This window comes from Bacillus cereus group sp. Bc031 (assembly GCF_027716265.1).
Classification (GTDB): Bacteria; Bacillota; Bacilli; order Bacillales; family Bacillaceae_G; genus Bacillus_A; species Bacillus_A paranthracis.
The window spans coordinates 1-26,127 of record NZ_JAQFUL010000016.1 but is presented as its reverse complement, the minus strand read 5'-3'; the positions used below and the strand labels follow the sequence as shown (position 1 = coordinate 26,127).

The window sequence follows — 26,127 nt, the reverse complement described above, 5'->3', positions numbered from 1 at the left end:
ATTTATAAACTAGTTAACATTAGGGGTGACAATTGTGACTTTTAGTAAGAGTACGACTGACAAACCATCATATACATATGAAGAGTTATCGGAGAAAAATAAAGCCTATGTATGGCATCCATTTACACAAATGAAGGATTATTTAGAAGAAGATCCTGTCATTATTGAACGGGGAGAGGGAAGAAAGCTATACGATGTAAATGGAAATGAATATTGGGACGGTGTTTCGTCTATTTGGTTAAATGTTCATGGACATCAAGTGCCAGAACTAGATGAGGCAATTCGTGAGCAATTAAATAAAATTTCCCATTCTACTATGTTAGGGCTTGCTAACGTTCCATCTATTTTATTAGCCGAAAAAATAATTGAAGTTGTACCAGAAGGTTTGAAGAAAGTGTTTTATTCAGACTCCGGTTCTAGCGCTGTTGAAATTGCAATTAAGATGGCCTTTCAATATTGGCAGCATAAAGGAAAAACGAAGAAACAAAGATTTGTTACATTAAAAGAAGCGTATCATGGTGACACAATTGGAGCTGTTTCAGTGGGAGCAATAGACTTGTTTCACCAAGTGTATAGTTCGCTTTTATTTGAAGCAATTAAAATGCCTTATCCATATACATATCGTTCTCCTTATGGAAATAATAAGGAGGAAATTGTAAAAAAACATTTAGAAGAAATGGAAGAGCTGCTGAAAGATAAACATGAAGAGATTGCGGCGATTATTGTAGAACCTTTAATGCAAGGTGCTGGCGGTATGATTACAATGCCAAAAGGATACTTAAAAGGGCTACGTAATTTATGTACAAAATATAATGTTCTATTTATTACAGACGAGGTAGCGACTGGATTTGGGCGTACTGGAAAAATGTTTGCATGTGAACATGAAAATGTAACACCGGATATTTTGACAGCCGGAAAAGGTTTAACAGGCGGATATTTACCAGTTGCAATTACTGTAACGACAGATGAAATTTATAATGCCTTTTTAGGAGGCTATGAAGAACAAAAAACATTTTTCCACGGACATAGTTATACAGGGAATCCGTTAGGGTGTGCGGTAGCAATTGCAAATCTAGAACTATACGAGAAAACAAATTTAATAGAAGAGGTGGCACGTAAAACAGAATATGTGGCGACGCAATTAGAAGACCTCTTTGCATATAAACATGTAGGGGACATTCGTCAATGCGGGTTAATGGTTGGAATTGAACTTGTGAAGAATAAGGAAACGAAAGAAGCGTTTGAATGGACAGAGAGAGTCGGTGTTCAAGTATGTAAACGTTCAAGAGAACTAGGTATGATTTTGCGCCCGCTCGGTAATACGATTGTGTTTATGCCCCCTCTTGCTTCTACAATTGATGAGATTGATGATATGTTACGTATTTTGTATAAAGCAATCTCGGATGTTACGGAGGGAGAATAATGAGTGGCTTTTTTATAACAGCAACGGATACTGAAGTGGGGAAAACTGTAGTCGCCGGTGCATTAGCAGGTGTATTTAGAGAACTGGGATATAACATCGGGGTATATAAACCGTTACAAAGTGGACATGTTGCATCAAATCCAGAAGGAGATGCAGCAAGGCTAAAGGCATTATCAGGTGTACCGACAAAAGAAGATGAAATTTGCCCTTACTCTATTGAAGAGCCGCTTGCCCCGAGACTTGCCATGAAAAGAGCTGGAAGGACAGTAACGTTAAAAGACATTATTCATCACTATAATGAACGATTGAAAGATTTTAATAGTCTACTTGTAGAAGGAGCAGGTGGATTAGCTGTTCCATATACAGAGGATGCTTTAGTAATTGATTTCGCAAAAGAATTACAACTTCCACTTATTGTAGTAGCACGCCCTACATTAGGAACAGTAAATCATACAGTTTTAACGATCGCTTACGCAAAGGCATATGGTTTAACAGTAGCAGGTGTCATTTTATCTGGCTGCAAAGAATGCGAAATGGAAAGAGTGCAAGAAAATAAAGAAATGATTGAAGAGCTAAGTGGGGTACCGGTTTTAGGTTTATTACCATTCTTTGCAGGTGAGTTTACAAGAGAAGAAGTCTTGGAATCTGCTAAAGAATATATAATGATTTCAAAATTAGAGGAGCTTATCCGAAATGAATCAAACGTGGCGCACACATCTTCAATCTAAATTGCAACAATTACATGAGCGAGAGCAGTATCGTAATTTGCATGTAACAGAACAAGCAGAAGAGACATGGCTTATTCGAGATGAGAAAAGGATGCTAAATTTAGCGTCAAATAATTATTTAGGGTTAGCTGGAGATGAAAGGTTAAAAGAAGCTGCTATCGCATGTACAAGAAAATATGGAACTGGGGCGACAGCATCAAGGCTCGTGGTAGGAAACTATTCACTGTATGAAGAGGTTGAGAGAAGTATATGCGATTGGAAAGGCACTGAAAAAGCCTTAGTTGTGAATAGTGGATATACCGCAAATATTGGAGTGATCTCTTCATTAGTGAGTCGTCACGATATTGTGTTTAGTGACAAATTAAATCACGCAAGCATTGTTGATGGAATTATATTAAGTGGGGCAGAGCATAAAAGGTATCGTCATAATGATTTGGATCATTTAGAGAAGTTATTGAAAACAGCGTCACCTGAAAAGCGGAAATTAATCGTAACAGATACTGTTTTTAGTATGGATGGTGATACTGCGTATTTGAGGGAGTTAGTAGAGCTGAAAGAGAAATACGGGGCAATTATTTTAGTGGATGAAGCGCATGCGAGTGGAATATATGGAATTGATGGAGCAGGGTTGTCTCATATAGAAAAAGATCTTTCTCAAAAAATTGATATACATATGGGGACGTTTAGCAAGGCTTTAGGGTGTTATGGTGCGTATTTGACAGGCGATGCAATTTATATAGAGTATTTACACAATATGATTAGAAGTTTTATTTTTACTACTGCATTACCGCCTGGAACGTTAGGAGCGGTACAAAAAGCAATTGAAATTGTACAAGAAGATCATAAGAGAAGAGAGAATCTTATAGCAAATGGAGAATACTTCAGGAGCAAATTACGAGAAGCTGGATTTGATATAGGGAATAGTTCAACTCATATTATACCGATTGTAGTCGGTTCAAATGAAAATGCTTTACGGTTTAGCAAAAGGTTACAAGAGGTAGGTATTGCAGCTATTGCAATTCGTCCGCCAACTGTACCGATTAATAGTTCTCGAATTCGCTTTGCAGTTACATCGCAACATACAATAGCTGATTTAAAATGGGCTATTGACCGAATTACTCACATTGCGAAAGAAGAGGAGCTTTTCGTATGAAAGAGCTGAAGATTATTTTTATCCCTGGATGGGGAATGGAAGAAAATATTTGGGATTTAGTACTTCCCCATTTTAAAGGATATCCTGTTCAATGCATTAATTGGCGTAACGTGAAAGAACAAAGTGAGTTTGCGAACAGGATTATAGATGTAGCACAGGATGAAAATGTAATTTTAGTTGGATGGTCACTAGGAGCATTAGCGGCAATTCAAGCTTATAAAAAAATTAAGGCAAAGGGTATCGTGCTAATTGGTGGTACTGCTAAATTTACAAATACAAGTGACTATAGTAGTGGATGGAATACTTTGCATGTAGAACGGCTGAAAAGAAATTTGGAGAGAAGGAAAGAAGATACGCTCAAGCGGTTCTATGAAAATATGTTTACGAAAGATGAGTTGAAAGAGAATAAAAGTTTTGAAGACATCGTAAAACATTTTAAAGGTGATTCTATGCAGTCTTTACAATTCGGTTTGGATTATTTAATAGAAACAGATATGAGAGCAGCATTGAAAGAAATTAACGTCCCTATACTACTTATTCACGGAGAGAGGGATGTAATATGCCCATTGTCTGCAGCATGTAGTATGGCTGAGAATGAAACTGCCACACTCAAGGTAGTAAGTGAGGCTGGACATGCATTATGCGTAACGAATTTCGAATATTGCGCAAATGAAATCATTCAATTTGTAGAGGGGATACGACATGATTAACAAAACGTTACTACAAAAACGATTTAACGTGGCAGCTGTATCCTACGATCAATATGCAAATGTACAAAAAAAGATGGCGCATTCATTACTTTCTACATTGAATCGGCGATATAGTGCAAATTCATCGATACGTATTTTAGAACTTGGATGCGGGACAGGATATGTTACAGAGCAATTATCAAACTTATTTCCGAAAGCACAAATTACAGCTATTGATTTTGCTGAAAGTATGATTGCAGTTGCGAGAACTAGACAAAATATAAACAATGTAACATTTTATTGTGAGGATATCGAAAGATTACGACTAGAAGAAACGTATGATGTCATTATTTCAAATGCCACATTTCAATGGCTAAATGATTTAAAACAAGTGATAAGAAATTTATTTCGTCATTTATCTATAGAGGGGATATTACTCTTTTCAACATTTGGACAGGAAACATTTCAAGAATTGCATGCTTCGTTCCAGCGGGCGAAAGAAGAAAAAAATATACAAAATGAAACATCGATTGGGCAACGTTTTTATTCGAAAAATCAGTTGCGCCATATATGTGAGATAGAAACAGGGGATGTACATGTTTCTGAAACGTGTTACATAGAGAGATTTACAGAAGTTAGGGAGTTTCTACATTCTATTCGTAAAGTAGGAGCGACCAATAGTAATGAAGAATCATATTGTCAAAGTCCCTCACTCTTTCGTGCGATGCTTCGCATATACGAAAGAGACTTCACGGGAAATGAAGGGATAATGGCAACGTATCATGCTTTATTTGTGCATATAACAAAAGAGGGGAAGAGATGAAATGAAACAAGTACAAACAAAAAGGGATTGGAAAAAACTTGCATACGACGTAGTAGAAGAGAAAGTGATTACGAAAGAAGATGCAATAGCGATATTAGAGGCTGACGATACAGAAATTTTAGAAATTATGAATGCTGCGTATATCATTCGCCACCATCACTTTGGTAAGAAAGTAAAATTAAATATGATTATTAATACGAAGTCTGGATTATGCCCTGAAGATTGCGGATATTGTTCACAGTCTATTATTTCAGAAGCACCGATTGATAAATATGCATGGCTAACGCAGGAAAAGATTGTAGAAGGAGCGCACGAAGCAATTCGCCGTAAAGCGGGTACGTATTGTATTGTAGCATCTGGTCGTCGTCCGACTGATAAAGAGGTAAATCACGTAATTGGAGCAGTTAAAGAGATTCGTGAAACGACAGACTTGAAGATTTGTTGTTGTTTAGGTTTCTTAAACGAAGATCAAGCAGGACGTTTAGCGGAAGCGGGTGTACACCGTTATAACCACAACTTAAATACACATGCGAATAATTACGAAAGTATTTGCTCCACTCATACGTATGACGATCGTGTTGATACAGTTCAAAAAGCGAAACAAGCGGGTATTTCACCATGTTCAGGAGCGATCTTTGGAATGGGGGAGACAATAGAAGAGCGTGCTGAAATTGCATTCGAATTACAACGTATAGATGCCGATTCAATTCCATGTAATTTCCTTGTTGCTGTAAAGGGTACGCCGCTTGAAGGACAAAAAGAGTTAACACCAGTAGAATGTTTAAAAGTACTGGCGATGATGCGCTTTGTAAACCCAACGAAAGAAATTCGTATTTCAGGAGGGCGTGAAATCAATTTACGTTCTGTACAGCCAATCGGTTTATTTGCAGCAAACTCTATTTTTGTTGGAGACTACTTAACGACAGCTGGACAAGAACCGACTGCAGACTGGGGTATGATTGAAGATTTAGGATTTGAGATTGAGGAATGTGCATTATAAGATAGAAAAAAGCAAACTTGTAAAAGAGTTTGCTTTTTTTTGTAAATAAAATGTAATAAATAGTTGTGAATGCTTGATACTAGTGGCTTTTGAGCGAAAAAAAGAATTTTGGTGGACGAATTTTCCAAGCCCCAATTGTACATAGTAAATATGTAATTTACATTGGGTTGGAGGATTTTACATGCACAAATATATATTAGCGATTATGACTTGTCTCATTTTACTAAAAGCGATAAGCGCTGATCCAGTTAAGGCCGCCGAAAATCCTGAACAAAAAGAGATGCAACAACGAATTGAACAACATTTTCGAACGAAAGCTGAACATTTTGGATTGAAAACAGAAGGGAAAGATTTAAAGGAAGTACGAAAAGAAATTACTATTATAGAAGAAGCGAAGAAAAGAGAGAATGTATGGAAAACAGCACAGACGCTGCGTATACAAACAGAAGGAAAGACAATAGATGATTAATAAAAGATGTACGGAGAAAAGTGAAGAAATAAAAAAAGAGGCCGCAGCCTCTTTTTTTATGCCCATTGTTTTGATAAGTGAGCCATTTCAATTGCAGCGACGGCGGATTCATAGCCTTTATTACCAGCTTTCGTGCCCGCGCGTTCAATCGCTTGCTCGATCGTTTCAGTCGTCAATACACCGAAAATAACGGGGATGTCTGTTTGTAGTGATAAAGATGCAACACCTTTTGCTACTTCATTACAAACGTAATCGTAATGTGTTGTAGCACCACGAATGACAGTGCCTAACGTAATAACAGCATCATATTTCCCGCTATTCGCCATCTTTTTAGCGATTAAAGGAATTTCAAATGCACCAGGAACCCAAGCAACATCGATATCAGCTTCTTCTACACCGTGACGCTTTAATCCGTCTAAAGCGCCGCCAAGTAATTTACTTGTAATAAATTCATTAAAACGTCCAACAACAACCCCAACTTTTAATCCTGTACCAACTAAATGACCTTCGAATACCATAATAAATCTCTCCTTTAATTATAAGTTTAGTAAATGTCCTAATTTGTTTACTTTCGTTTGTAAATACGTTTTATTCTCTTCTTTTGCTGGCATTTGTAACGGTACACGCTCGATTACTTCTAAATCGTAACCTTGTAAGCCAGCAATTTTTCTTGGGTTATTCGTTAATAATCGTAAATGTTGTAAACCTAAATCTTTTAATATTTGAGCGCCAATACCGTAATCCCGCAAATCAGCAGGGAAGCCAAGCTTTTCATTTGCTTCTACAGTATCGAATCCTTCTTCTTGTAACTTATAAGCGCGAAGCTTATTCAGAAGCCCAATGCCTCGTCCTTCTTGTCTCATATAAAGAAGAACGCCCTTTCCTTCACGCTCAATTTGAGCAAGTGCAGCATGGAGTTGTGGTCCGCAATCACATCGGCACGAGCCAAATACATCTCCTGTTAAGCACTCTGAATGAACGCGTACAAGTACAGGATCTCCTGTTGAAATATCACCTTTTACGAGTGCAATATGCTCTTTCGAATCTAAGGAATTAGAATAGCCAATTGCATGGAAAGTACCGAAATCTGTAGGTAATGTAATTTCCACTTCTCGCGTCACTAATGTTTCATGGTGGCGGCGATAAGCAATTAAATCTTCTATTGTAATCATTTTTATATCAAATTGTTTTGCGCACTGTAGTAAATCAGGTACCCGTGCCATCGTACCGTCCTCATTAATAATTTCACAAATGACGCCAGCTGGTTCTGCTCCGCAGAGCTGTGCTAAATCGACAGCAGCTTCTGTATGACCAGCCCGGCGCAAGACACCACCTTCTTTCGCAATTAATGGAAAGATATGTCCGGGACGATTGAAATCAGCACCTTTTGATGCAGGATTTAACATTTCTCGTATCGTAGTTGCACGTTCGTGAGCACTAATCCCAGTTGTTGTAGAAACATGATCAATGCTCACTGTAAATGCAGTATGATGCGAATCTGTATTATGAGCTACCATTGGTTCTAATTGTAGACGTTCTGCGTACCCTTCTGTAATTGGTACACAAACGAGACCACGTCCATGTGTAATCATAAAGTTAATTGTTTCTGGCGTAATATACTCTGCTAAAGCGATAAAATCGCCTTCATTTTCACGGTTTTCATCATCACATACGATCACGACTTTTCCTTGTTTTAAATCTTCTAGAGCTTCTTCAATACGATGAAACATAATGCTTCCCCCTTATAGAAATCCGTTTTCTTGTAAAAAGCTTTCGGTCATTGAACCTGTTCGTTTTACTGGTTTAGAAATAAAGCGTTCGATATATTTACCAATCATGTCACACTCAATGTTTACGATGTCACCGGCATTCTTTTCTCCGATAACAGATTCACTTACTGTGTGCGGGATGAGTGAAATTGTAATGGAAGATTCGTCTATATCAAATATTGTTAAACTCGTTCCATCAACAGCAATGGACCCTTTATGCAAACAATAGCGTAGCAATTCATCAGAAATAGCTATTTTGTAATAGACGGCATTATAGTGTTGTTTTTTGTTTAATATCGTTCCGATGCCATCGATATGTCCTGAAACGAAATGTCCACCGAATCGTCCGTTTGCAGCCATTGCACGTTCTAAATTTACTTTGCATTGTGGTTTAAGCATGCGAAGTGATGTTGATTGCATCGTTTCAGGCATTGCGTCTACTGTGAATGAAGTTGTTGTGAAACTCGTTACAGTCAAGCAAATACCGTTAACCGCGATGCTATCACCTAAGTGAACATCTGATAAAATTTTATTGGCATGAATCGTTAACTTCATCGCTTCGCCGCTTTGTTGCATGTTTGCAATCGTTCCTAATTCTTCTACAATTCCTGTAAACATTCCATCACCTCACTTCGGGCATGCGCAACAATTTTTATATCATCGCCAATTTGTTTCATCTCTTGAATTTCCAAGGAAAGTGCATCTTGTAATGTTGAAAAACCATTGCCGCCAAATAAAGTAGGGGCATTTTTTCCACCAATTAATTTTGGACTTATATAAGTTACAATTTCATTGAAATACTTTGTTTGTAAGAAACTTGCATGAACGGTTTGACCACCTTCGACGAAAAGAGAAAGAATTTGTTTTTCGCCGAGTAGGTGTAAAACATCCTGTATTTCAATCTGTTTCGTTTTCATTTGGAATATAGCTATATTTTCAGATTCATAAGAAGCTATTTTCTCTGGATTTACATCCTTACCAACTATAATCCATGTCGGTGCTAAACCATCTGTTATGACATGAGAAGATGGTGGCGTTCGTAAATGGGTATCTAAAATAACGCGTATAGGATTTTGCCCCCCGTTAGGAATTCTTGTTGTTAAATGTGGATTATCAGCTATAACTGTATTCACTCCAACAAGAATTGCATCGTGTGTATGACGATATTGATGAACATCAGCTCGTGCATCTTCACTTGTAATCCACTTACTTTCACCGGTTACGGTTGCTGTTTTTCCGTCTAAGCTCATCGCTGTTTTTATTGTTACAAATGGATGTTTCGTTTTCATGTAGTGAAAAAAGTAGCGATTTAATAAAACTGCTTCTGCTTCAAGAACACCGGTAGTTACTTCGATGCCAGCTTCCTCTAATCTTTTTTTTCCATTACCAGAAACGAGAGGATTGCAATCAAGAGTAGCAATTACAACCCGTTTGACTTCTTTTTTGATGAGCAATTCACAGCAAGGTGGTGTTTTTCCAAAATGGCTACACGGTTCAAGTGTTACATACACGGTGGCTCCTTTTGCTTTGTCACCAGCCATATGAAGAGCATGAACTTCTGCGTGTTCTTCACCAGCACGTAAATGAGCTCCCATACCGACGATGTTTCCATCTTTTACAACAACAGCACCAACCATAGGATTTGGACTTGTTTGCCCAGATGTTCCTTCTGCTAATTGCAGAGCAATCCTCATATATTCTTGATCTGTCATTTTCTTCACCTCTCCTAAAAAAATCAAAAAACCCCAAGGATTTTAATATCCTTGGGGTTTGGGAGACGTGATTTCTAGAAATATAGTTCGAATACGAAAGTATAGGAAAGAAACCTAACGATGATTGATATTTTGGCATAAGGAAGAAACCTAGCAAAAATATCAAATTTTTCAAACGCTAGTCGTATCTTTTTATTTCAGCATAGAAAGATAAGTATACAAAATAAAACATATATATAGATTTGAATTGAATCTATAAAAATATGCATACTGAAATAAAAGTGTATTCGCTATATAAAATTACTAGAAAACATATCCTTCTCCCATCCAGACTATACTGTCGGCCCTAGAGTTTCACTAGATCCACCGTTTTCGAGTTGAAAACGGGTCACGGACTTAGAAGTTTGCACTTCATCACCGCCGGTTGGGAATTTCACCCGACCCCGAAGGATGCTGTTTGCTCAAATTATAGCACAAAAAAAATAAAAGGCTAGTAAAAAGTATTCGAATGTGAAGAATTGTGTGAAAATATATGTAGGCTGAGATGGAGACAAAAGTATTAGAAATGTTGTAAGGAGAAGGGATATAACGGAGTTGCTAAAAAGAAAAAACATGCACAAAAAAATGTGCATGTCACATGTAAAATTATTCTGCCTCTGGTGCTCTAACAACAGATTCGAATTTACCTTTATGCGAAGCATCGCAATAAGGCATATTTTTTGATAAACCACAACGGCACAAAGAAAATGCCGGTTTTGCTGGGAATACATTCCCTTGTGAATCAACTAATTCCACGTCCCCTGTAACGCGAAAAGAGCCATTATCATTTACTTTAATTTGTACTTTAGCCAACGCTATCCCTCCTTCCCAAACGCTTAATTTCATCATATAATCAAGAGAAGTACTTGACAATATGAAAAGAGCACTTTCTTTGGAAGAGAAGAGAGTGTTATAATGTTTTTTATAACTGACTAGAGTAAGGTGACGAAAGATGGATAAACAATTACGTACATTACGAAATATTGCAAATGAGCGCACGTGGGCTTCATTTTTGAATGATAATCATCCATATAGTTTGTTACACTGGTCCATTGCTGGTGTAGGACAAGAGTTAAAGGATGTTTGGTTACTGCAAGATGAGGTAACATTTCAAACGACAGAATTTCCAACGCTAGATGATGCAATAAAGTGGATTTCTGAAAATATGGAACAAGTTACAGACGTTTTAGCGCAATAAAAAAACAGGCTTATGCAAGCCTGTTTTTTGTTTCTTTTACATATGAGTTTAAAAATTGATCAACGGCTGCTTCATACTCTTCTTTATTTTCGTTATAAGAGCAAGCGTGTGCGCCGTGTTCTGCAATATAAAGTTGTTTATTGTTTTCCTTCGCTTCATAGAGCGCTTTCGTCATATCAGCTAAAATATAATCATCATCTTTACTATGAATAAAGAGGACGGGATTGTTAATGTTTTTTATACAATCGATTGGTGAAACTTCACGAATCGTATAACCGTCACGCACTTTTAAGAAAGCATTTGCTAAAGGTAATAAAGGCCATTTCGGTAAATGGAATTCAACCTTTAAACGGTGCTGTAATTGTCCGTAGAAATCAGAAAAAGGACAATCTGCAATATAGAAATCAGCACCATCTTCTACAAGTCCTGCGTACTGAAGAAGTGTTGCAGCTCCCATCGATTCACCATGAATACCGAGTGTTATATTTGTTCCAAAACGACTTTTTAGCCAGTCAACTACAGATTTTAAATCATGCTTTTCATAGTATCCATAGCTTGTTGTTTTTCCCCCAGTCTTACCATGACGACGATGATCATAAATAACGACATTATATCCTCTGTTTAAAAATAACCTTGCATATTTTACAGAGTTCATTTTATTTACAGTTACGCCGTGACAGAAAATCATAAATTTATTGGAATGACCAGCAGGAATGTAATATCCGTGAAGATCATATCCGAATTGCGAAGGAATATGAATTTCTTCTTTATGAAGAGCTTCAAAATCCTCTATACGAAAATGTTTTTTCGTTTCTCTTTCGAGTATTTCTTCCTCTGTTTTTTTCTTTAAGTACATCACCTTATTTGTAAAGAAAATCCCAAGGGCAGTTATCGCACCTAGTATAGTAAACAATGCTGCAAAAAAACGTTTCATACTTTACCTCATCCTCCAAATACCGTTACATGTGATACACTTATATTGTATCACAAGGATAGAAAAGGGGAGAAATAGGAAATGGTGCATATACAAAAAATTACGCCAGCGATGAAAGAAACAATCCGAATGTTCATGTGTGAGAACTGGGGGAGTTCATTGATGGTTTCACGTGGTAAGGGACATCAGTTAGAAGAGTTGCCAGGATTTGTTGCGCTCTCAGAAGACAGAATAATCGGAATTGTAACGTATGAATTGATCGGAAATATGTGCGAAATTGTATCGTTAGATAGCTTTGAAGAAAGAAAAGGAATAGGGACAAAACTTGTGGATTGTGTATTACGAGTTGCAGAAGAAGAACGGTGCAGGAAGGTTTGGCTTATAACAACAAATGATAATATGAATGCGTTACGTTTTTACCAAAAACGTAATTTTTTGATGACGAATTTATATGTAAATGCGGTGGAAGAGGCACGAAAAATAAAGAAAGAAATTCCGCGCATTGGGTATGATAATATCCCGATTTTACATGAAATTCAATTAGAATATAGTTTAGTGTAATGATGTAACAATTTTCAGAAATATAAATTATTAACCTTGACGAATATTGTAATTTAGGTTACCGTAAAATTGTAATCTATTACCATATTAAGGGGTGACGATGTGGCAACTATACGTGATGTTGCAAAATTGGCAGGTGTTTCAGTCGCAACCGTTTCACGAGTTATAAATGAAAAAGGATACGTTCATGAGGACACAGTAAAACAAGTAAAGGAAGCAATTGAGGAATTACGTTATAGGCCAAATAGTGCAGCAAAGCCACTATTTAAAGAGAATTCAACGATAATTGCATTACTTGTAGATAATCTATATGACCCATCAAACATCACTTTGCTACATTGTATTGAGGAAATAGCGTATAAAGAAGGATATCAAATTATTGTTTGTAATATAGAGAATAAAGATAGATACATACATATGTTGAAGGAAAATAACGTTGCAGGTGTTATTTTGACAAGATCCGTTTTTAAAAGTATAGGAGAAATTCCACTTCCGTTTGTTGTGATTGATGAAAAAAAATCTCATGCAAATTATTATGAAAGTGGCCAAAGAGCGGTCTCTTTATTAAAAGAAAAAGGTTGTCACTTTCTTGCTTATTTCGGTGAGGGCGAAGATAGTGAAGAAATGGAAGAGTACATATCAGGATTTTTAGACGCTGTTTGGGAGGAAGGAATCTCTTATCGAGAAGAATGTGTACAAGGGTATACGAATAAACAGTTTGTTACATTATTGCAAACTTATCCGTATATAGATGGAATTGTAACTTCAAGTGATAAGATTACCTTTGAGTTAATTCGAGCAGCAAAAAAATTAAATATCCGTATACCGGATAAATTGAAAATTATTGGACTGAACGGGAGTATAGACAGTGAGTGGGCAGGTCCGTCATTTATGCAAATGGAAAGTTGTATCGAAGAAAATGGGAAAATAGCATTGCAACAATTAAAGGGAAAAATAAAAAAGTAAAAGGTGCGTATAAAACGCACCTTTTATAATGTAATTGCGGCAATAAAGCCGAATATAAGTAACGGTATATTGTAATGTAAAAAAGTTGGTACACACGTATCCCATATATGATGGTGTTGACCATCAGCATTTAAACCGGATGTTGGTCCAAGTGTACTATCTGATGCTGGAGATCCTGCGTCTCCTAGCGCTCCGGCTGTACCGATAATTGCAATGGTGGCCATTGGACTAAATCCAAGCTGAATACAAAGAGGTACAAAAATTGTTGTTAAAATAGGGATGGTTGAAAAAGATGATCCAATCCCCATCGTAACGAGCAGTCCAATTACAAGCATAAGAAATGCAGCGAGTGGTTTGTTATTCCCAATTATATGTGCACTCGTTTGTACAAGAGATTCAACATGTCCTGTTTTTCGAAGAACAGCTCCGAACCCAGCGGCAGAAATCATAACAAATCCGATAAAGGACATCATACGCATTCCGCTTGTTAAAATTGCATCAGCTTCTTTAAGAGGTAGACTACCACTAACTGATAAAACGATAATCCCCGCTAGAGCGCCGAAAATCATTGATTCTGTTGCTAATTGAACAGTTAATGTAGCTAAGATAGATACTAGCCCGAAAGTAATGCTTCGTTTTGTATAGGGAACGATTTCATTTTCAGTAGTATGAATTTGTTCTGTTTCATACGTACGAGGTTTTCGGTACGTAATAAATACTGCCACACATAATCCGATAATCATACCGATTGCTGGAATGGTCATTGCTTTTGGAATAAGTGCGACATCAAATGTAAGACCGCTTTGCGCAGCATTTGTTTGTAATACATCATGATAAATTTTTCCGAATCCTGCTGGAATCCACATATAAGGAGTAATCAATCCGAATGTAATAATACATGTAACAAGTCTGCGATCCACTTTCAGCTCATTTAATACTTTTAAAAGTGCTGGAATTAAGATGGGGATGAAAGCGATGTGAACAGGAATCACATTTTGTGAGAAACAAGCCATCGTTAAAATGATAAATAGAATAAGTATTCTAGAGTAAACTTGTTTTTTCGTGTCTTGTTCATTGCCAATCCACTTTAATGCAGTTTGAATCATAGCATCTGGAAGTCCGGTTTTGGAAAGAGAAATAGCGAAACCACCAAGCATTGCATAACTTAAAGCGATTGGAGCACTGTTTCCAAGACCAGTTGTAAAAGTGTTAATCGTTTCTGAAATACCGAGTCCACCGATAAGTCCGCCTGTTAAAGCTCCAACAATGATGGCGACAATGACCTGGACACGTAACAAACTAAGCAATAGCATAACTGCTACTGCAATGAGTACAGCATTCATAATAAATGTAATCTCCCCAAAATTTTATTGTGTTAAGGCAAGGAAATATGAATCACCTTGCTAGATTTATACATAGTTGCGACATATTATTATAAATTGTTTCTTATGAAATGTAAAAGAGCCTTTTGTTACTAATGGTGAAAAGCTAGCTCTTGTTTAATGGATTGTAAAGAACGAGCGAATAATTCTGGCTCTTCTAAATCAGGAGAATGTGCTGAATTTGGGAACCAAATCATCTTTTTTATCGGTGCTTCTATTACATCACAATATTCCTGAACGAGTGCATAAGGAGTTTGATAATCATAGCGACCAGAACAAAAATAAACTGGAATAGATAAACTCGTAATAGAAGAAAAGAAATCGATTGTCAACATTTCTTCCCATAAAACGCCAGATTTTAAATTTCCTGCGAGAAACTTGAACCAATCTAATAGTGTATATTCGGGAGAAAAGAAGCCTTTTCGTATGAAAGAAAAGGAAGATCCGTTTTGGATTGCACCTCCGAATGTACCAAGCCATTTTCTTTGAATAATAAGGCGTCTCGTATCTAAAAATGGCGGTTTTCCTAATTTTAAAAGGGACGCTAATGCTTTTTTATGATTATATTTTTTTGCAGAACGAATTAAATGCTGATATAGTAATTCCTCGTTTTGTTTCATATGTATAATTTGCCCAATACCGATATAAGCCTCGATATATTGTGGATAATAGTGTGCTATGTTAAGCCCGATAATACTTCCCCAAGAATGACCAGCGAGAAATAGTTTCTGTTTATTGAACTTTTTAAGTACATATTGAATCACTTCTTTTGCATCGGAAATGAATTGTTCGATTGTAAAATTTGCTCCGAAATCTTTCATTGAAAAGGATTTACCTGCCCCGCGCTGATCCCAATTAATTACGATGAAGTGTTTCTCCAATTCTTTTTGAAAATGACGAATAAATCCGATTTGTGCCATGCCTGGTCCACCGTGACAGCATAATAAAATAGGCTGCTCTACGTTTTGCCCGCGCATAAGGAGAGTTTGTTTTCGGTTGTTAATCATAACGCTTTCCATCGTAGCGATACTATTGGGAATGAGTTTTTTATTTTCATTATAGAACTGCGGGGTATTGCTACGAAAAAGCATATTGAAAACCTCCTTTTCTAAAATCGTATGAATCGCACAGGCTATTCGTTTTGCATATACTGTTAGAAAATCATTGTAACATACCATACTAGTGTCATTTCAATATGGGAGGAGGGAAATTGTGACGATTGGAGAAATTATCGATTGTTTAAATAGGCGTGAATCCATCGCTATTATAGCAAAACGTCTTGAAATAAGCCCGTATACATTATCGAAGAAATTAAGATTGATTGGATACGAATATGATGGAGAACAGAAAAAGCGTATTTTTGTAGGAGATGGAGAAGAACCGCGTCACTTACAACTCCAAGAAGCGACAGCCCTTCAATATGCGAAAACGGATTATCAACTATTAATTTATGAACAATTACAAAGTATTTATGAGTTATTAAGAAAGAAAGAAGAAGTAATTGCCCCCATGATGAATATAAGTACAGAAAAAAAGAAACGTACCTTTTCTATTAATAAAGAAATATTAGCAAAACTAGACGTTATATCAGAATCGAAAGGAATTCAAAAATCTAAACTTGTAGAAGAGGCGTTACAACAATTTTTACAACAATATGATTTTAACAACACATCACATATTGATAAATAAAGAAAAGGATACTATGTTCATTGTAAGAACGAGTATCCTTTTTAGGTTTCACATATATGACGGATAAAAGGTTTATGTGTATCTTTTACGATGAAAAATTAAGATTGTTTATTATGAGTGTACTTAATTTGTTTTTTGAATTCTACCATCGATAATTGGCTGAATAGGTTCTTTTAATTGTTTTACGTAATCGACTAGCGCTTCAAAGTCGTTTGGACCAGTCTCTGGATTTTTACCATTTTTAAATGATACAAATCCATCACCGCCAGAAGCTAAAAAGGCATTTGCCACTACGCTATACGTTTTAGATGGAGATAATTCTTCACCGTTTGTTAAACGTATATTTGTAACTTTTTCACCGTTTGGTTTATTTGCATCCCACGTATATTGAATACCTGAAATTTGAAGCATTCTCGTCGTTCCTTTTTGCCATTGTTGATTTAAAATGTCGCGAATATCTTGACCTGTTAAATCTACTTTAATTAATTGGTTTCCAAAAGGCTGAATGCCGTATAATTCGCCCCATGTAATATCGCCAGCATCTAAGTCATTACGAATGCCGCCCGGATTCATAAGTGCGATTTGAGTTTGCATCGTTTGGCGCTGGGCATCGGCAACTAAATTTCCAAGAGTGGACTCACCAGCATCATTTTGTTTACGGTCGATAGGTGCTGTAGATTTTCCGACAACTTCATTTACAAGCGGTGCAATTTTTTCTTTATATTGATCTAGTTTTTTCTTTACTTGTTTATCAGGTTCTACACCTTCATGGTATGTTGTAACAACTTCAGCTTTTTTCTTTACAATATCTTTTGTTTTACGATCAATTGTTACATCTACATCTGAGAAAGCCATTCCGTAAGAGTTCGCTTGGACGATTAGTTTATTATTTACAGTACCATTTACATACGTGTGACTATGCCCACCAAAAATAACATCAACTTCCGGATCTGTTTCATTTGCAATTCGAGTAAGGTCTCCATTTGTCACACCAGACTCATCTGTTGTTCCACCGACATGAGCAAGGACGACAATGGATTTAACGCCAAGACGCTTTAATTGCTGCGTTGATTTATTAATTGCTTCTACTTCGTCAGTGATTTCTACATTTTTAAGCATAGTAGGCATCACGACATTTGGTGTATCAGTTGTAACTACGCCAATGAATCCTACAGGCACACCATTTACCATTTTTACAGTAAATGGCGGTAAAAATAAGCGGCCAGTGGATTTATTATAGAAGTTTGCAGCGACATAAGGGAAATTTGCACCTTTGAAATTCCCTGTTTTTTCGTGATAGCCACCGTAAATGAGACGTTTCATTTCATCAATACCTTCATCAAATTCGTGGTTACCGATTGTACCAACATCAAATTTTAAGTCATTTAAAAATTCAATCGTTGGTTCATCTTGTAACAATGCTGAAACTGGTGGACTAGCTCCGACAATATCGCCAGCGTGTACGAGAAGTGTATTCGGGTTTTGCTTTTTACGTTCTTTTAAATAAGTAGCTAAGTAATCAGCGCCACCAGCTTCTTTGTTATTAATTTTTTTAACAGTATCTAGTTGTCCATGGAAATCATTAATACCAAGCATTTGTACGTCTATGTAGCGGTTTTGTTCAGCTGGAGTCTGGGATGGGGGAGCAGCAAATACGGTTGAAAAAGTAATGGTGCTTAAAACGGCAACAGCAGGAATGATTTTTTTCCACATAATCTAATTCTCCTTTTTTTATAATCTGACATCATACGACATAATTTTAATAGATTCATAGGATTATATCTATACAAAAAAATAGTTTTTTCGAAAAATTAACATATTTACAAAAAGTGAATAATAGAGTAAAGGACCTTTTTTATTGTCGAGTTCATTGTGTATCTACTATAATGGAGAAAAAAGTAAAAGGTGAGTAGTATGAAGAAAAAGAAACAAAGACAAATGCAAAGACAAGCGCAAGTGAATCAACAAAAGAAAGAGTCGCTTACATTAGGTGATCAATTAAATGATTCACTCATGCAGCAATTAAAGAATAAGAAGAAAGAGTTGCAAGTGAGAGAAGAGGAAAAAGTGGCAGCTGAACAGGAAAGAAAGCGCCAAGAACAAAAAGAACGTGAAAAGAATAAATCATTTGAAGAACTGTTAAGTGAAAGTAACCTTACTTGGAAAGACTTTAAATAATAACGAAAATGATCAGTGAATAACGCTGATCATTTTTTTGACGAGCTTGTAAGAAAAGGGGAGTTAGAATGAGAAAAATTGTAGTTGTTCCGCATGAAAATCATTGGGGTGAAAAATTTCAAATGGAGGCTGAAAGATTAAAAGCGGCGATGCCAGAAAAGGTGAAGGTCCATCATATTGGAAGTACGTCGGTGCCAGGACTGGCAGCGAAACCAATTATAGATATGATTATGGAAGTAGAGAGTATCGACAGAGTAGATAGGTGGAATGAACGTTTTGAAGAGCTTGGCTATATCGTAAAAGGGGAGAATGGTATTTCAAGACGCCGTTATTTTATTCATGGAACGGAGGAAAAACGCTCGTATCACCTACACGTGTTTGAAAAAGGAAACCCTGAGATAGTAAGGCATTTAGCATTTCGTGATTATATGATGGCTCATTGTGAAGAAGCTGAGGCATATGCAACTTTAAAGAAAGAATTAGCTGAAAAGTATACATATGATGGTGCGTTATATTCGGAAGGGAAAACTGAGTTTGTACGTAATGTTGATGAAAAAGCGAAGAAATGTATGGAAAATAATGTTAATTAATGAGTTCGCATTATTTTAGAAAGTATATAAGTTTATTATGTAAACTGTACATATGTTTTGACTTTTTGGTTGAATCTTGTTCAAATAAAGTGGTGGCTTATAAAAAAATGTAATGATGAAAGGGAGACGACTGTGCACATTCCAACAACTACACTTCATAATGGCGTAAAAATGCCGATGATTGGTTTAGGCGTTTATAAAGCGAAAGAAGGCGACGAAGTAAAACAAGCAGTAAAAACAGCGCTAGAAGTTGGATACCGTTCGATTGATACAGCAACTGTATATGAAAATGAAAGCGGTTTCGGAGAAGCGGTTCGTGAATCAGGAATTCCGAGAGAAGACATCTTTATTACAACAAAAGTTTGGAACGATGATCAAGGATACGAGGAAACACTTGAGGCGTTTGAGAAAAGCTTAAAAAAATTACAAATGGACTATGTAGATTTATATTTAATACATTGGCCAATAAGAGGGAAGTATGTTGATACGTACCGAGCATTAGAAAAACTGTATGAAGAAGGTAAAGTGCGCGCGATTGGTGTTTCTAACTTCCATAAACATCATTTAGAACTGCTATTACCAAATTGCAAAATAAAGCCGATGGTAAACCAAGTGGAACTTCATCCGATGTTAACACAATTTGAATTGCGTAATTTCTGTCAAGGTGAGCAAATTCAAATGGAAGCATGGAGTCCATTAATGAGGGGCGGAGAAGTATTTCAGCACCCGATTATTCAGGCCATTGCTACTAAATATGAAAAAACACCTGCGCAAGTTATATTAAGGTGGGATATTCAAAGCGGGATTGTGACGATTCCTAAGTCTGTTACACCATCTCGCATTCAGGAGAATTTTTCTATCTTTGACTTTTCATTAACAGAAGAAGAGATGACTCAAATTAATACGTTAAATCGTAATTTACATGTAGGAACGAATCCTGATAAATATGATACGTTATAAAAAGACGCTACCAGTATGGTAGCGTCTTTTTATCGGTGTAATGCGTACGTATCACATTTCACAATTTGCTGAAGCTGTGTATATTCTGCTGTTGTTAACTTTGTTTGTTTACTAGCTTGTACATTTTCTCGTAATTGCCCAATAGAGCTTGCACCAGGTATAACAGCTGCAACAGTTTCGTTATGTAAGCAATATTGAATAGCTGTTCCAGTTAAGGAGTTTTCTCCAATTATTTCTTTTACATTCGCAAGCGTCGCATATAATTCATCGTAAGAATAAGAAAGGTAATCTTTTTCTTTTACTCTTTCTATCTTTCTTGTATTGTTATCAGTTAATATTCCTTTTGCAAGTGGTCCGCGAGCAATGACGCTAATTTGATGTTCATTAAGAAGCTGGAACCATTCTTCAGGGCGACGATTCAAAAGGCTATATTCCATTAGAACACTAACGATATTTGAACGCTGTGCATATTCACGGATGACATTTGGACGTATAGAAGAAATACCGTAATGGCGAATGATACCTTCTTTTTTCAATTCTTCAAAGGCTTCAATTACTTCATCTATAGGATCTTCAATCGTCCCGCCGTGAAGTTGATAAAGATCAATATAATCAGTTTGAAGTCTACGTAAACTTTCTTTCACTTCAGCCTTTATGTAATTTTTAGAAGGATCCCAAGACCAGCCGTTTTTTTCTTCTGTCCATCGATTCCCAACCTTCGTTGTAAGGATAATTTGGTCTCGTTTTCCTTTTAAGGCTTTTCCAACAAATTCTTCGTTTAATCCATAATCATATAAATCCGCTGTATCAAAAAAATTGATTCCTAAATCGATTGCTTCATCGATAATACGCAGGGCTTCTGTTTCAGATGTACCGAGGGACATACAGCCAAGTCCCATTTCTGTCACAAATAAATCTGAGTTTCCTAATTGACGTTTTTTCATAGTTCAACCTCCTTCTCCTTATTGTACGCAAGGGAAAAGAGGTTGACAAACGTTTACTTTTTAGTTGCTGTAATCCACTCTTGTACAGTTGTATACTCTTTGCCATATTGTTTTAGCTTATGGCGAATTTGCCATGCTTTTCCGACTAAAGTGACGCGATTTGGTAAAATATAAACTTTCATTTCTATCACGCTCCTTTCAATGTGGTAAAATGTATGAGGAAAGAATAGGAAATAGAACAGGGAGATGAAGTAGTATGAGTAATCTTGCAGAGAGAACAGTAAAAACTGAGCCGATTTTTGATGGTAGAGTTATAAAAGTTCGTGTTGATGATGTAGTATTACCAAATGGAGCAATGAGTAAACGTGAAATTGTAAATCACCCTGGTGCAGTTGCTATTATTGCTATTACTGATGAGGGGAAAATTGTGCTTGTTGAGCAGTATCGTAAAGCGCTTGAAAAGGCGATTATAGAAATTCCGGCTGGCAAGTTAGAACCAGGTGAAAAACCTGAGGTGACAGCAGTTCGTGAATTAGAAGAGGAAACAGGTTATGTATGTGAAAATATGGAGCTTATTACTTCTTTCTATACATCTCCAGGATTTGCAGATGAAATTTTATATGTATATAAAGCGACAGGTTTGACGAAAAAAGAAAATAAAGCTGCGTTAGATGAAGACGAGTTTGTGGAATTAATGGAAGTATCGTTAGAAGAAGCAACTACTCTTATGAAAGATCTTCGTATTCACGATGCGAAGACGATGTTTGCAGTACAATATTTACAACTACAAAAATAAACACTCGCCAAAGGCGAGTGTTTTTAATTAATTTTTGCATATACGCGTGCATCACGTAAGCTACCATCTGGTGCTATGAAATCATTTTCCATTGTACCTTCTAGAATAAATTCTAAACGTTCTGCTAAGTTACATGCATTTGTATTTGTTGCATCAATACGAATTTCAATTCTTCGAGCGCTTAGCTTATCAAAGGCAAATTGAATGGCACCTTTCACAGCTTCGGTCATATAGCCTTGTTTTGTATAAGCGCTATGTAGCCAGAAGTGAAGTGAAAACTTTGGAATATCCCAGTTTTCAGGCTTGAGCGTTATAGCTCCGATGAATGTACCAGATACTTTATCGTATAAGTGAAAATCAAGTGTTTCACGAAGTAAAAACTGTCCGTGAGCGTTACGAACGATTTCTTCAGCACTTTCTTCTGTTTCAGCGTTAATTGGCATCCACGGTACTAAGTCTTCTAGAGAAGCTTGTATTGCTTCATACACTTCTGCACCATCACCTGGAAATGGCTTACGAACCTGTAAGCGTTCAGTTTGAAATAATGTTGGAAAATCTAATAATAATGGTTTCAAGAGAAATCCCTCCTATTCTCTACTTTTTAGTTTAGCAAAGTAGAGCGGAATTTCAATGTTAATTCGTCATACTTTTTTCTTTCTTTCATACATTTTTAGTAAGAGTGTGAACGGAGGGAAGAAAAATGTGGAGAAAAACTTGGCAAGACCGTGTAATGTCTCACATACAGGAAAACTCTTCATTATATATATTTAACGCTGTTTTGTTATTGATGGGAGTAATATTTGGAGCAATTCTTGTAAATAGTTTACAATTAAATCAAAAACAAGATTTATCATTTTATTTGCAACGTTTTTTTGGACAAGTTTCTAAAGGAGAATTTGCTATTGCAGGCGAAATGTTTCGAGAAAGTTACTTTTCACAATTAAAATACATTGGATTTATTTGGATTTTAGGGATTTCAATTATTGGATTGCCACTCATTTTTATTTTATTATTTGCAAAAGGAGTAGTTGTCGGATTTACAGTAGGTTTCTTAGTAAGTCAGCATGGATGGAATGGATTATTATTAGCATTCGTTTCTGTATTGCCACAAAATCTCATTATCATCCCAGTATTTCTCGTTATGACAACAATTGCCGCAAGTTTTTCCTTACGCATGATTAGGCATCAATTTATCCGAAAAATAACTGAGCCGCTATTACCATTATTGATCCGTTATACATGCTTCTTTCTTGTAATTGGAGCGGTGTTAGCTCTTGCTTCTAGTGTAGAGGCTTATGCATCACCAGTTTTAATGAAAGAAGTCGTTGAGGCTATTAATAAACAATAAATACTTTATGAGAATAATTATCAATTTGTTTTTATTGTTTTTCTTTTGACAGAAGCCCTTCTTCTGATATAATGGTGTAAGAGTGGCGAGGAGGGAGTAGTACCGAATGGAAGAAAGAATTGAACGAATTAAGAAGCAATTACATGCAGCGAGCTATAAATTAACACCGCAACGTGAAGCAACAGTTCGTGTGCTGCTAGAAAATGAAGAAGATCATTTAAGCGCAGAAGATGTTTACCTCCTTGTAAAAGAAAAGTCGCCAGAGATCGGATTAGCAACCGTCTATCGAACTTTAGAACTATTATCTGAGTTAAAAGTTGTCGATAAGATTAACTTCGGAGACGGTGTTTCACGCTATGACTTACGCCAAGAAGGTGCGCAGCGTTTCCACCATCATTTGATTTGTACACAATGTGGTGCTGTACAAGAAATACAAGAAGATTTACTTGGTGAAGTGGAAAGGAAAGTAGAACATGACTGGAGCTTTAAGGTGAAGGATCATCGCTTAACATTCCATGGGATTTGTAAAAATTGTCAAGAAAATGAAACGGATGAAAAATAACCTTTTCCTATTTAACTAGGAAGAGGTTTTTTATTTGAATAAGGTATAAATTGGTGAAAGCTTGGCATATGTTGTAATAACTTATATTTTGGAGGAATTTACAATGCGCCGAGCTTTAAAATTAACTTTTGATGGGATAAAAGTATTTTTATTATTTACAAGTTGTACGATTTTGTTTTATTTCGCTATACTATGGATAAATGAAGAATATGAAAGCTATCATCGTTATGAAAAGCCAAAAGAAGAGACTGTAGAAAAAGTATCAGGGAATGAAGAGCCGGCAAAGGATGCTTTCGTAAATAGAATGATGTTTTTCTATGAAAATGGGGAGTAGTGTAGATTGGAAGATCAATTAAAAGATTTTATTCATTATATGGTTGTTGAAAAAGGACTAGCGAAAAATACAGTAGTATCTTATGAACGTGATTTAAAAAGTTATGTAAAGTATTTGCAAAATGTAGAACAAGCGAAAAGCTTTCACGAAGTGACACGCTTGCACATTGTTAACTTTCTGCAGCACTTAAAAGAAAACGGAAAATCTTCGAAAACATTAGCACGTCATATTGCATCGATTCGTTCGTTTCACCAATTTTTACTTCGGGAACGAGCGGTAGAGCACGATCCATCCGTACATATTGAAACGCCGCAAGGAGAACGGAAATTACCGAAAGTATTGTCAGTTGATGAAGTAGAGGCGTTACTGCAGACACCAAAAATGACGAGCGCTTTTGGGGTTCGTGATAAAGCGATGCTAGAGTTATTATATGCAACAGGACTTCGTGTTTCAGAATTAATTGCATTAAATTTAGAAGATGTACATTTAACGATGGGATTTGTTCGATGCATAGGGAAAGGGAATAAAGAAAGAATTATTCCACTAGGAAGTTTAGCGACGGAAGCGATTCAAAAGTATATTGAAAAGGGAAGAAGAGAATTGATGGGGAAAAAAGTAGTAGATGCACTCTTTTTAAACCATCATGGCAATCGATTATCAAGACAAGGATTTTGGAAAATTTTAAAACGATTAGCGAAAGAAGCAAATATTGAAAAAGAGCTTACACCTCATACATTGCGTCATTCTTTTGCTACGCATTTATTAGAAAATGGAGCAGACTTACGTGCTGTGCAAGAAATGCTTGGACATGCAGATATTTCAACGACACAAATTTATACGCATGTTTCAAAAACTAGATTAAAAGATGTATATAAACAGTTTCATCCGAGAGCATAGGTACTATGCTCTTTTTTCATAGATTCAAAAGGCTATAGCACTTCACAGAAACTTCACAAACATTTCGTACATTGTTTTCAGCAGAAGACTAGAATATTACAATGTATTTCCTCTATACTAAATAAAGTATGAAGGAGGAAATGATGATGAAAAAACTTATTATGACTTTATTTATCGCGATGCTAGCATTGGCTGGCTGTAATACAAACAAAGAAGAACCGAAAAAAGAACAGAAACTAGAAGCTGTAAAAGTAGCAGTTCAAACAAATCCGAAAGAAATTAAACCTGGTGAAAAAACAGAAGTACAAGCACTTGTTACACAAGGAAAAGAAAAGGTAACAGATGCTGATGATGTAAAGTTTGAAATTTGGAAAGCTGGCGACGAAAAGCACGAGATGCTAGAAGGTAAGCATAAAGGAAAGGGTGTTTATGCTGTAGAGAAAACGTTCGAGACGGATGGCGTATACCATATTATCGCTCACACAAATGCGCGTGAAATGCATGTTATGCCAGAAGTAAAAGTGGCTGTAGGAAATGCGAAAGTAGAAGATGCGAAAAAAGAAAATAGTGATCATGGTGCAGGACATGGTGATCATAAAAGCGATACAATGATTCACCTTATGGCTGGTGACATAAAAGCAAATGCTGAATCAACAATGAAAGTTCATTTAAAACAAAAAGAAGAAGCTTTAACTGGTGCTGAAGTACAACTTGAAATTTGGAAAGATGGTGTGGAAAAACACGAATTCATTCCAGCAAAAGAAGGAAATAAAGGGGAGTATGAAACGAAACATACTTTCAAAGAAAAGGGTTCTTACAAAGTGAAAGTTCATGTTAAAAAAGGCGAATTGCATGAACATAAAGAAGAAACAGTAGAAGTAAAATAAAAAGGTAGCTCTTTAGAGCCATAGCCATCAAGTTTAAAAAATAAGTCCGATGCCTTTTGGCATCGGACTTATTTTTTAAAACTTGAGAGTAGAAGA

31 protein-coding genes, 1 pseudogene and 1 riboswitch are annotated in these 26,127 nt (G+C 36.3%); of the genes and pseudogenes, 20 read left to right on the top strand and 12 right to left on the bottom strand.

Annotated features, from left to right (window positions below; translation table 11 throughout):
• Positions 1 to 34 precede the first annotated feature (34 nt).
• From bioA to PDQ33_RS08935, 7 genes and pseudogenes are all read left to right on the top strand, one after another.
• Complete coding sequence (gene bioA, locus PDQ33_RS08965) at positions 35 to 1,423, top strand: adenosylmethionine--8-amino-7-oxononanoate transaminase (protein WP_061132226.1); 1,389 nt, start codon at positions 35 to 37, stop codon at positions 1,421 to 1,423.
• The gene (gene bioD / locus PDQ33_RS08960; protein ID WP_000012488.1) at positions 1,423 to 2,151 is read left to right on the top strand and encodes an ATP-dependent dethiobiotin synthetase BioD; all 729 of its coding nucleotides are present in this window, start codon (positions 1,423 to 1,425) and stop codon (positions 2,149 to 2,151) included. Before bioA ends, bioD begins: the two co-directional genes overlap by 1 nt.
• Positions 2,117 to 3,304: an 8-amino-7-oxononanoate synthase gene (gene bioF / locus PDQ33_RS08955; RefSeq protein WP_061132227.1), complete on the top strand. Its 1,188-nt coding sequence runs from the start codon at positions 2,117 to 2,119 to the stop codon at positions 3,302 to 3,304. The genes bioD and bioF overlap by 35 nt, the downstream gene beginning before the upstream one ends.
• Positions 3,301 to 4,014, top strand: coding sequence for an alpha/beta fold hydrolase (locus tag PDQ33_RS08950; RefSeq protein ID WP_000661275.1), 714 nt, complete (start codon positions 3,301 to 3,303; stop codon positions 4,012 to 4,014). Before bioF ends, PDQ33_RS08950 begins: the two co-directional genes overlap by 4 nt.
• Positions 4,007 to 4,816 (top strand): malonyl-ACP O-methyltransferase BioC, encoded by an 810-nt coding sequence (bioC, locus tag PDQ33_RS08945; RefSeq protein WP_000608932.1) that lies wholly within the window; start codon positions 4,007 to 4,009, stop codon positions 4,814 to 4,816. Before PDQ33_RS08950 ends, bioC begins: the two co-directional genes overlap by 8 nt.
• Before the next feature lies 1 nt (position 4,817).
• Positions 4,818 to 5,816, top strand: coding sequence for a biotin synthase (gene bioB, locus PDQ33_RS08940; protein ID WP_000815866.1), 999 nt, complete (start codon positions 4,818 to 4,820; stop codon positions 5,814 to 5,816).
• A 181-nt stretch (positions 5,817 to 5,997) separates the two neighbouring features.
• Positions 5,998 to 6,317, top strand: a pseudogene (locus tag PDQ33_RS08935) (hypothetical protein).
• A 24-nt stretch (positions 6,318 to 6,341) separates the two neighbouring features.
• Here PDQ33_RS08935 and ribH read toward each other — a convergent pair.
• The 5 genes from ribH to PDQ33_RS08910 form a co-directional block, all read right to left on the bottom strand.
• Positions 6,342 to 6,803: a 6,7-dimethyl-8-ribityllumazine synthase gene (ribH, locus tag PDQ33_RS08930; protein ID WP_000230889.1), complete on the bottom strand. Its 462-nt coding sequence runs from the start codon at positions 6,801 to 6,803 to the stop codon at positions 6,342 to 6,344.
• Between the two features lie 18 nt (positions 6,804 to 6,821).
• Positions 6,822 to 8,015: a bifunctional 3,4-dihydroxy-2-butanone 4-phosphate synthase/GTP cyclohydrolase II gene (gene ribBA / locus PDQ33_RS08925; protein ID WP_000468997.1), complete on the bottom strand. Its 1,194-nt coding sequence runs from the start codon at positions 8,013 to 8,015 to the stop codon at positions 6,822 to 6,824.
• Positions 8,016 to 8,027: 12 nt separating this feature from the next.
• A complete protein-coding gene (gene ribE / locus PDQ33_RS08920) occupies positions 8,028 to 8,672 on the bottom strand; it encodes a riboflavin synthase subunit alpha (protein WP_000493917.1) in 645 nt (214 codons plus the stop codon).
• Positions 8,654 to 9,766 carry a bifunctional diaminohydroxyphosphoribosylaminopyrimidine deaminase/5-amino-6-(5-phosphoribosylamino)uracil reductase RibD gene (gene ribD, locus PDQ33_RS08915; protein ID WP_061132230.1) on the bottom strand — a complete coding sequence of 371 codons (1,113 nt, stop codon included), beginning with the start codon at positions 9,764 to 9,766 and terminating at the stop codon, positions 8,654 to 8,656. The genes ribE and ribD overlap by 19 nt, the downstream gene beginning before the upstream one ends.
• Before the next feature lie 311 nt (positions 9,767 to 10,077).
• Positions 10,078 to 10,221, bottom strand: a riboswitch (FMN riboswitch).
• Between the two features lie 190 nt (positions 10,222 to 10,411).
• Positions 10,412 to 10,618 carry a CDGSH iron-sulfur domain-containing protein gene (locus PDQ33_RS08910; protein WP_001151582.1) on the bottom strand — a complete coding sequence of 69 codons (207 nt, stop codon included), beginning with the start codon at positions 10,616 to 10,618 and terminating at the stop codon, positions 10,412 to 10,414.
• A gap of 139 nt (positions 10,619 to 10,757) precedes the next feature.
• On the opposite strand from PDQ33_RS08910, the gene PDQ33_RS08905 reads away from it, so the two are divergent.
• Positions 10,758 to 11,003, top strand: coding sequence for a DUF2552 family protein (locus tag PDQ33_RS08905; protein ID WP_061132231.1), 246 nt, complete (start codon positions 10,758 to 10,760; stop codon positions 11,001 to 11,003).
• Positions 11,004 to 11,013: 10 nt separating this feature from the next.
• Here PDQ33_RS08905 and PDQ33_RS08900 read toward each other — a convergent pair whose 3' ends face one another.
• Positions 11,014 to 11,937 (bottom strand): alpha/beta hydrolase, encoded by a 924-nt coding sequence (locus tag PDQ33_RS08900; protein WP_000819219.1) that lies wholly within the window; start codon positions 11,935 to 11,937, stop codon positions 11,014 to 11,016.
• A gap of 81 nt (positions 11,938 to 12,018) precedes the next feature.
• Here PDQ33_RS08900 and PDQ33_RS08895 point away from each other — a divergent pair, with 81 nt between their 5' ends.
• Positions 12,019 to 12,498 carry a GNAT family N-acetyltransferase gene (locus tag PDQ33_RS08895; protein WP_000233414.1) on the top strand — a complete coding sequence of 160 codons (480 nt, stop codon included), beginning with the start codon at positions 12,019 to 12,021 and terminating at the stop codon, positions 12,496 to 12,498.
• A gap of 102 nt (positions 12,499 to 12,600) precedes the next feature.
• Positions 12,601 to 13,464 (top strand): LacI family DNA-binding transcriptional regulator, encoded by an 864-nt coding sequence (locus PDQ33_RS08890; protein WP_000201356.1) that lies wholly within the window; start codon positions 12,601 to 12,603, stop codon positions 13,462 to 13,464.
• A 23-nt stretch (positions 13,465 to 13,487) separates the two neighbouring features.
• Here PDQ33_RS08890 and PDQ33_RS08885 read toward each other — a convergent pair whose 3' ends face one another.
• Positions 13,488 to 14,807, bottom strand: coding sequence for a Na+/H+ antiporter family protein (locus tag PDQ33_RS08885; RefSeq protein ID WP_270755387.1), 1,320 nt, complete (start codon positions 14,805 to 14,807; stop codon positions 13,488 to 13,490).
• A 131-nt stretch (positions 14,808 to 14,938) separates the two neighbouring features.
• Positions 14,939 to 15,937 (bottom strand): alpha/beta fold hydrolase, encoded by a 999-nt coding sequence (locus PDQ33_RS08880; RefSeq protein WP_061132234.1) that lies wholly within the window; start codon positions 15,935 to 15,937, stop codon positions 14,939 to 14,941.
• Positions 15,938 to 16,058: 121 nt separating this feature from the next.
• Here PDQ33_RS08880 and PDQ33_RS08875 point away from each other — a divergent pair, with 121 nt between their 5' ends.
• Positions 16,059 to 16,535, top strand: a complete 477-nt coding sequence (locus PDQ33_RS08875) for a ribbon-helix-helix domain-containing protein (protein WP_000151910.1) — start codon at positions 16,059 to 16,061, stop codon at positions 16,533 to 16,535.
• 123 nt (positions 16,536 to 16,658) lie between these two features.
• Here the strand turns inward: PDQ33_RS08875 and PDQ33_RS08870 are convergent, their stop codons facing one another.
• A complete protein-coding gene (locus PDQ33_RS08870) occupies positions 16,659 to 18,248 on the bottom strand; it encodes a bifunctional metallophosphatase/5'-nucleotidase (protein ID WP_000265584.1) in 1,590 nt (529 codons plus the stop codon).
• Between the two features lie 201 nt (positions 18,249 to 18,449).
• Between PDQ33_RS08870 and PDQ33_RS08865 the strand changes: the two genes are divergently transcribed.
• The 3 genes from PDQ33_RS08865 (at position 18,450) to PDQ33_RS08855 (ending at position 20,263) form a co-directional block, all read left to right on the top strand.
• Positions 18,450 to 18,713 carry a YqkE family protein gene (locus tag PDQ33_RS08865; protein WP_000727549.1) on the top strand — a complete coding sequence of 88 codons (264 nt, stop codon included), beginning with the start codon at positions 18,450 to 18,452 and terminating at the stop codon, positions 18,711 to 18,713.
• 68 nt (positions 18,714 to 18,781) lie between these two features.
• Positions 18,782 to 19,303 (top strand): GrpB family protein, encoded by a 522-nt coding sequence (locus PDQ33_RS08860; RefSeq protein ID WP_270755388.1) that lies wholly within the window; start codon positions 18,782 to 18,784, stop codon positions 19,301 to 19,303.
• Between the two features lie 132 nt (positions 19,304 to 19,435).
• On the top strand, positions 19,436 to 20,263 hold the full coding sequence (locus PDQ33_RS08855) for an aldo/keto reductase (protein ID WP_270755390.1): 828 nt from the start codon (positions 19,436 to 19,438) through the stop codon (positions 20,261 to 20,263).
• A 29-nt stretch (positions 20,264 to 20,292) separates the two neighbouring features.
• On the opposite strand, the gene lolS is transcribed toward PDQ33_RS08855, so the two are convergent.
• Positions 20,293 to 21,207 (bottom strand): aldo/keto reductase, encoded by a 915-nt coding sequence (gene lolS / locus PDQ33_RS08850; protein ID WP_000747198.1) that lies wholly within the window; start codon positions 21,205 to 21,207, stop codon positions 20,293 to 20,295.
• Positions 21,208 to 21,260: 53 nt separating this feature from the next.
• A complete protein-coding gene (mciZ, locus tag PDQ33_RS08845; protein WP_000870299.1) occupies positions 21,261 to 21,389 on the bottom strand; it encodes a Z-ring formation inhibitor MciZ in 129 nt (42 codons plus the stop codon).
• Positions 21,390 to 21,463: 74 nt separating this feature from the next.
• Between mciZ and PDQ33_RS08840 the strand changes: the two genes are divergently transcribed.
• Positions 21,464 to 22,003 carry an NUDIX hydrolase gene (locus tag PDQ33_RS08840; RefSeq protein WP_000067038.1) on the top strand — a complete coding sequence of 180 codons (540 nt, stop codon included), beginning with the start codon at positions 21,464 to 21,466 and terminating at the stop codon, positions 22,001 to 22,003.
• A 23-nt stretch (positions 22,004 to 22,026) separates the two neighbouring features.
• Here PDQ33_RS08840 and PDQ33_RS08835 read toward each other — a convergent pair whose 3' ends face one another.
• Positions 22,027 to 22,578, bottom strand: a complete 552-nt coding sequence (locus PDQ33_RS08835; protein WP_000803491.1) for a GNAT family N-acetyltransferase — start codon at positions 22,576 to 22,578, stop codon at positions 22,027 to 22,029.
• A 155-nt stretch (positions 22,579 to 22,733) separates the two neighbouring features.
• On the opposite strand from PDQ33_RS08835, the gene spoIIM reads away from it, so the two are divergent.
• From spoIIM to PDQ33_RS08810, 5 genes are all read left to right on the top strand, one after another.
• Complete coding sequence (spoIIM, locus tag PDQ33_RS08830; RefSeq protein WP_223290733.1) at positions 22,734 to 23,351, top strand: stage II sporulation protein M; 618 nt, start codon at positions 22,734 to 22,736, stop codon at positions 23,349 to 23,351.
• Positions 23,352 to 23,457: 106 nt separating this feature from the next.
• Positions 23,458 to 23,913: a ferric iron uptake transcriptional regulator gene (gene fur / locus PDQ33_RS08825; RefSeq protein WP_000392655.1), complete on the top strand. Its 456-nt coding sequence runs from the start codon at positions 23,458 to 23,460 to the stop codon at positions 23,911 to 23,913.
• A 103-nt stretch (positions 23,914 to 24,016) separates the two neighbouring features.
• Entirely contained in the window at positions 24,017 to 24,247 is a 231-nt protein-coding gene (locus PDQ33_RS08820) for a YqzK family protein (protein WP_001250432.1), read from the top strand.
• A gap of 6 nt (positions 24,248 to 24,253) precedes the next feature.
• Complete coding sequence (gene xerD / locus PDQ33_RS08815; protein WP_000390084.1) at positions 24,254 to 25,144, top strand: site-specific tyrosine recombinase XerD; 891 nt, start codon at positions 24,254 to 24,256, stop codon at positions 25,142 to 25,144.
• 143 nt (positions 25,145 to 25,287) lie between these two features.
• A complete protein-coding gene (locus tag PDQ33_RS08810) occupies positions 25,288 to 26,031 on the top strand; it encodes a FixH family protein (RefSeq protein ID WP_001993299.1) in 744 nt (247 codons plus the stop codon).
• Positions 26,032 to 26,127 lie beyond the last annotated feature (96 nt).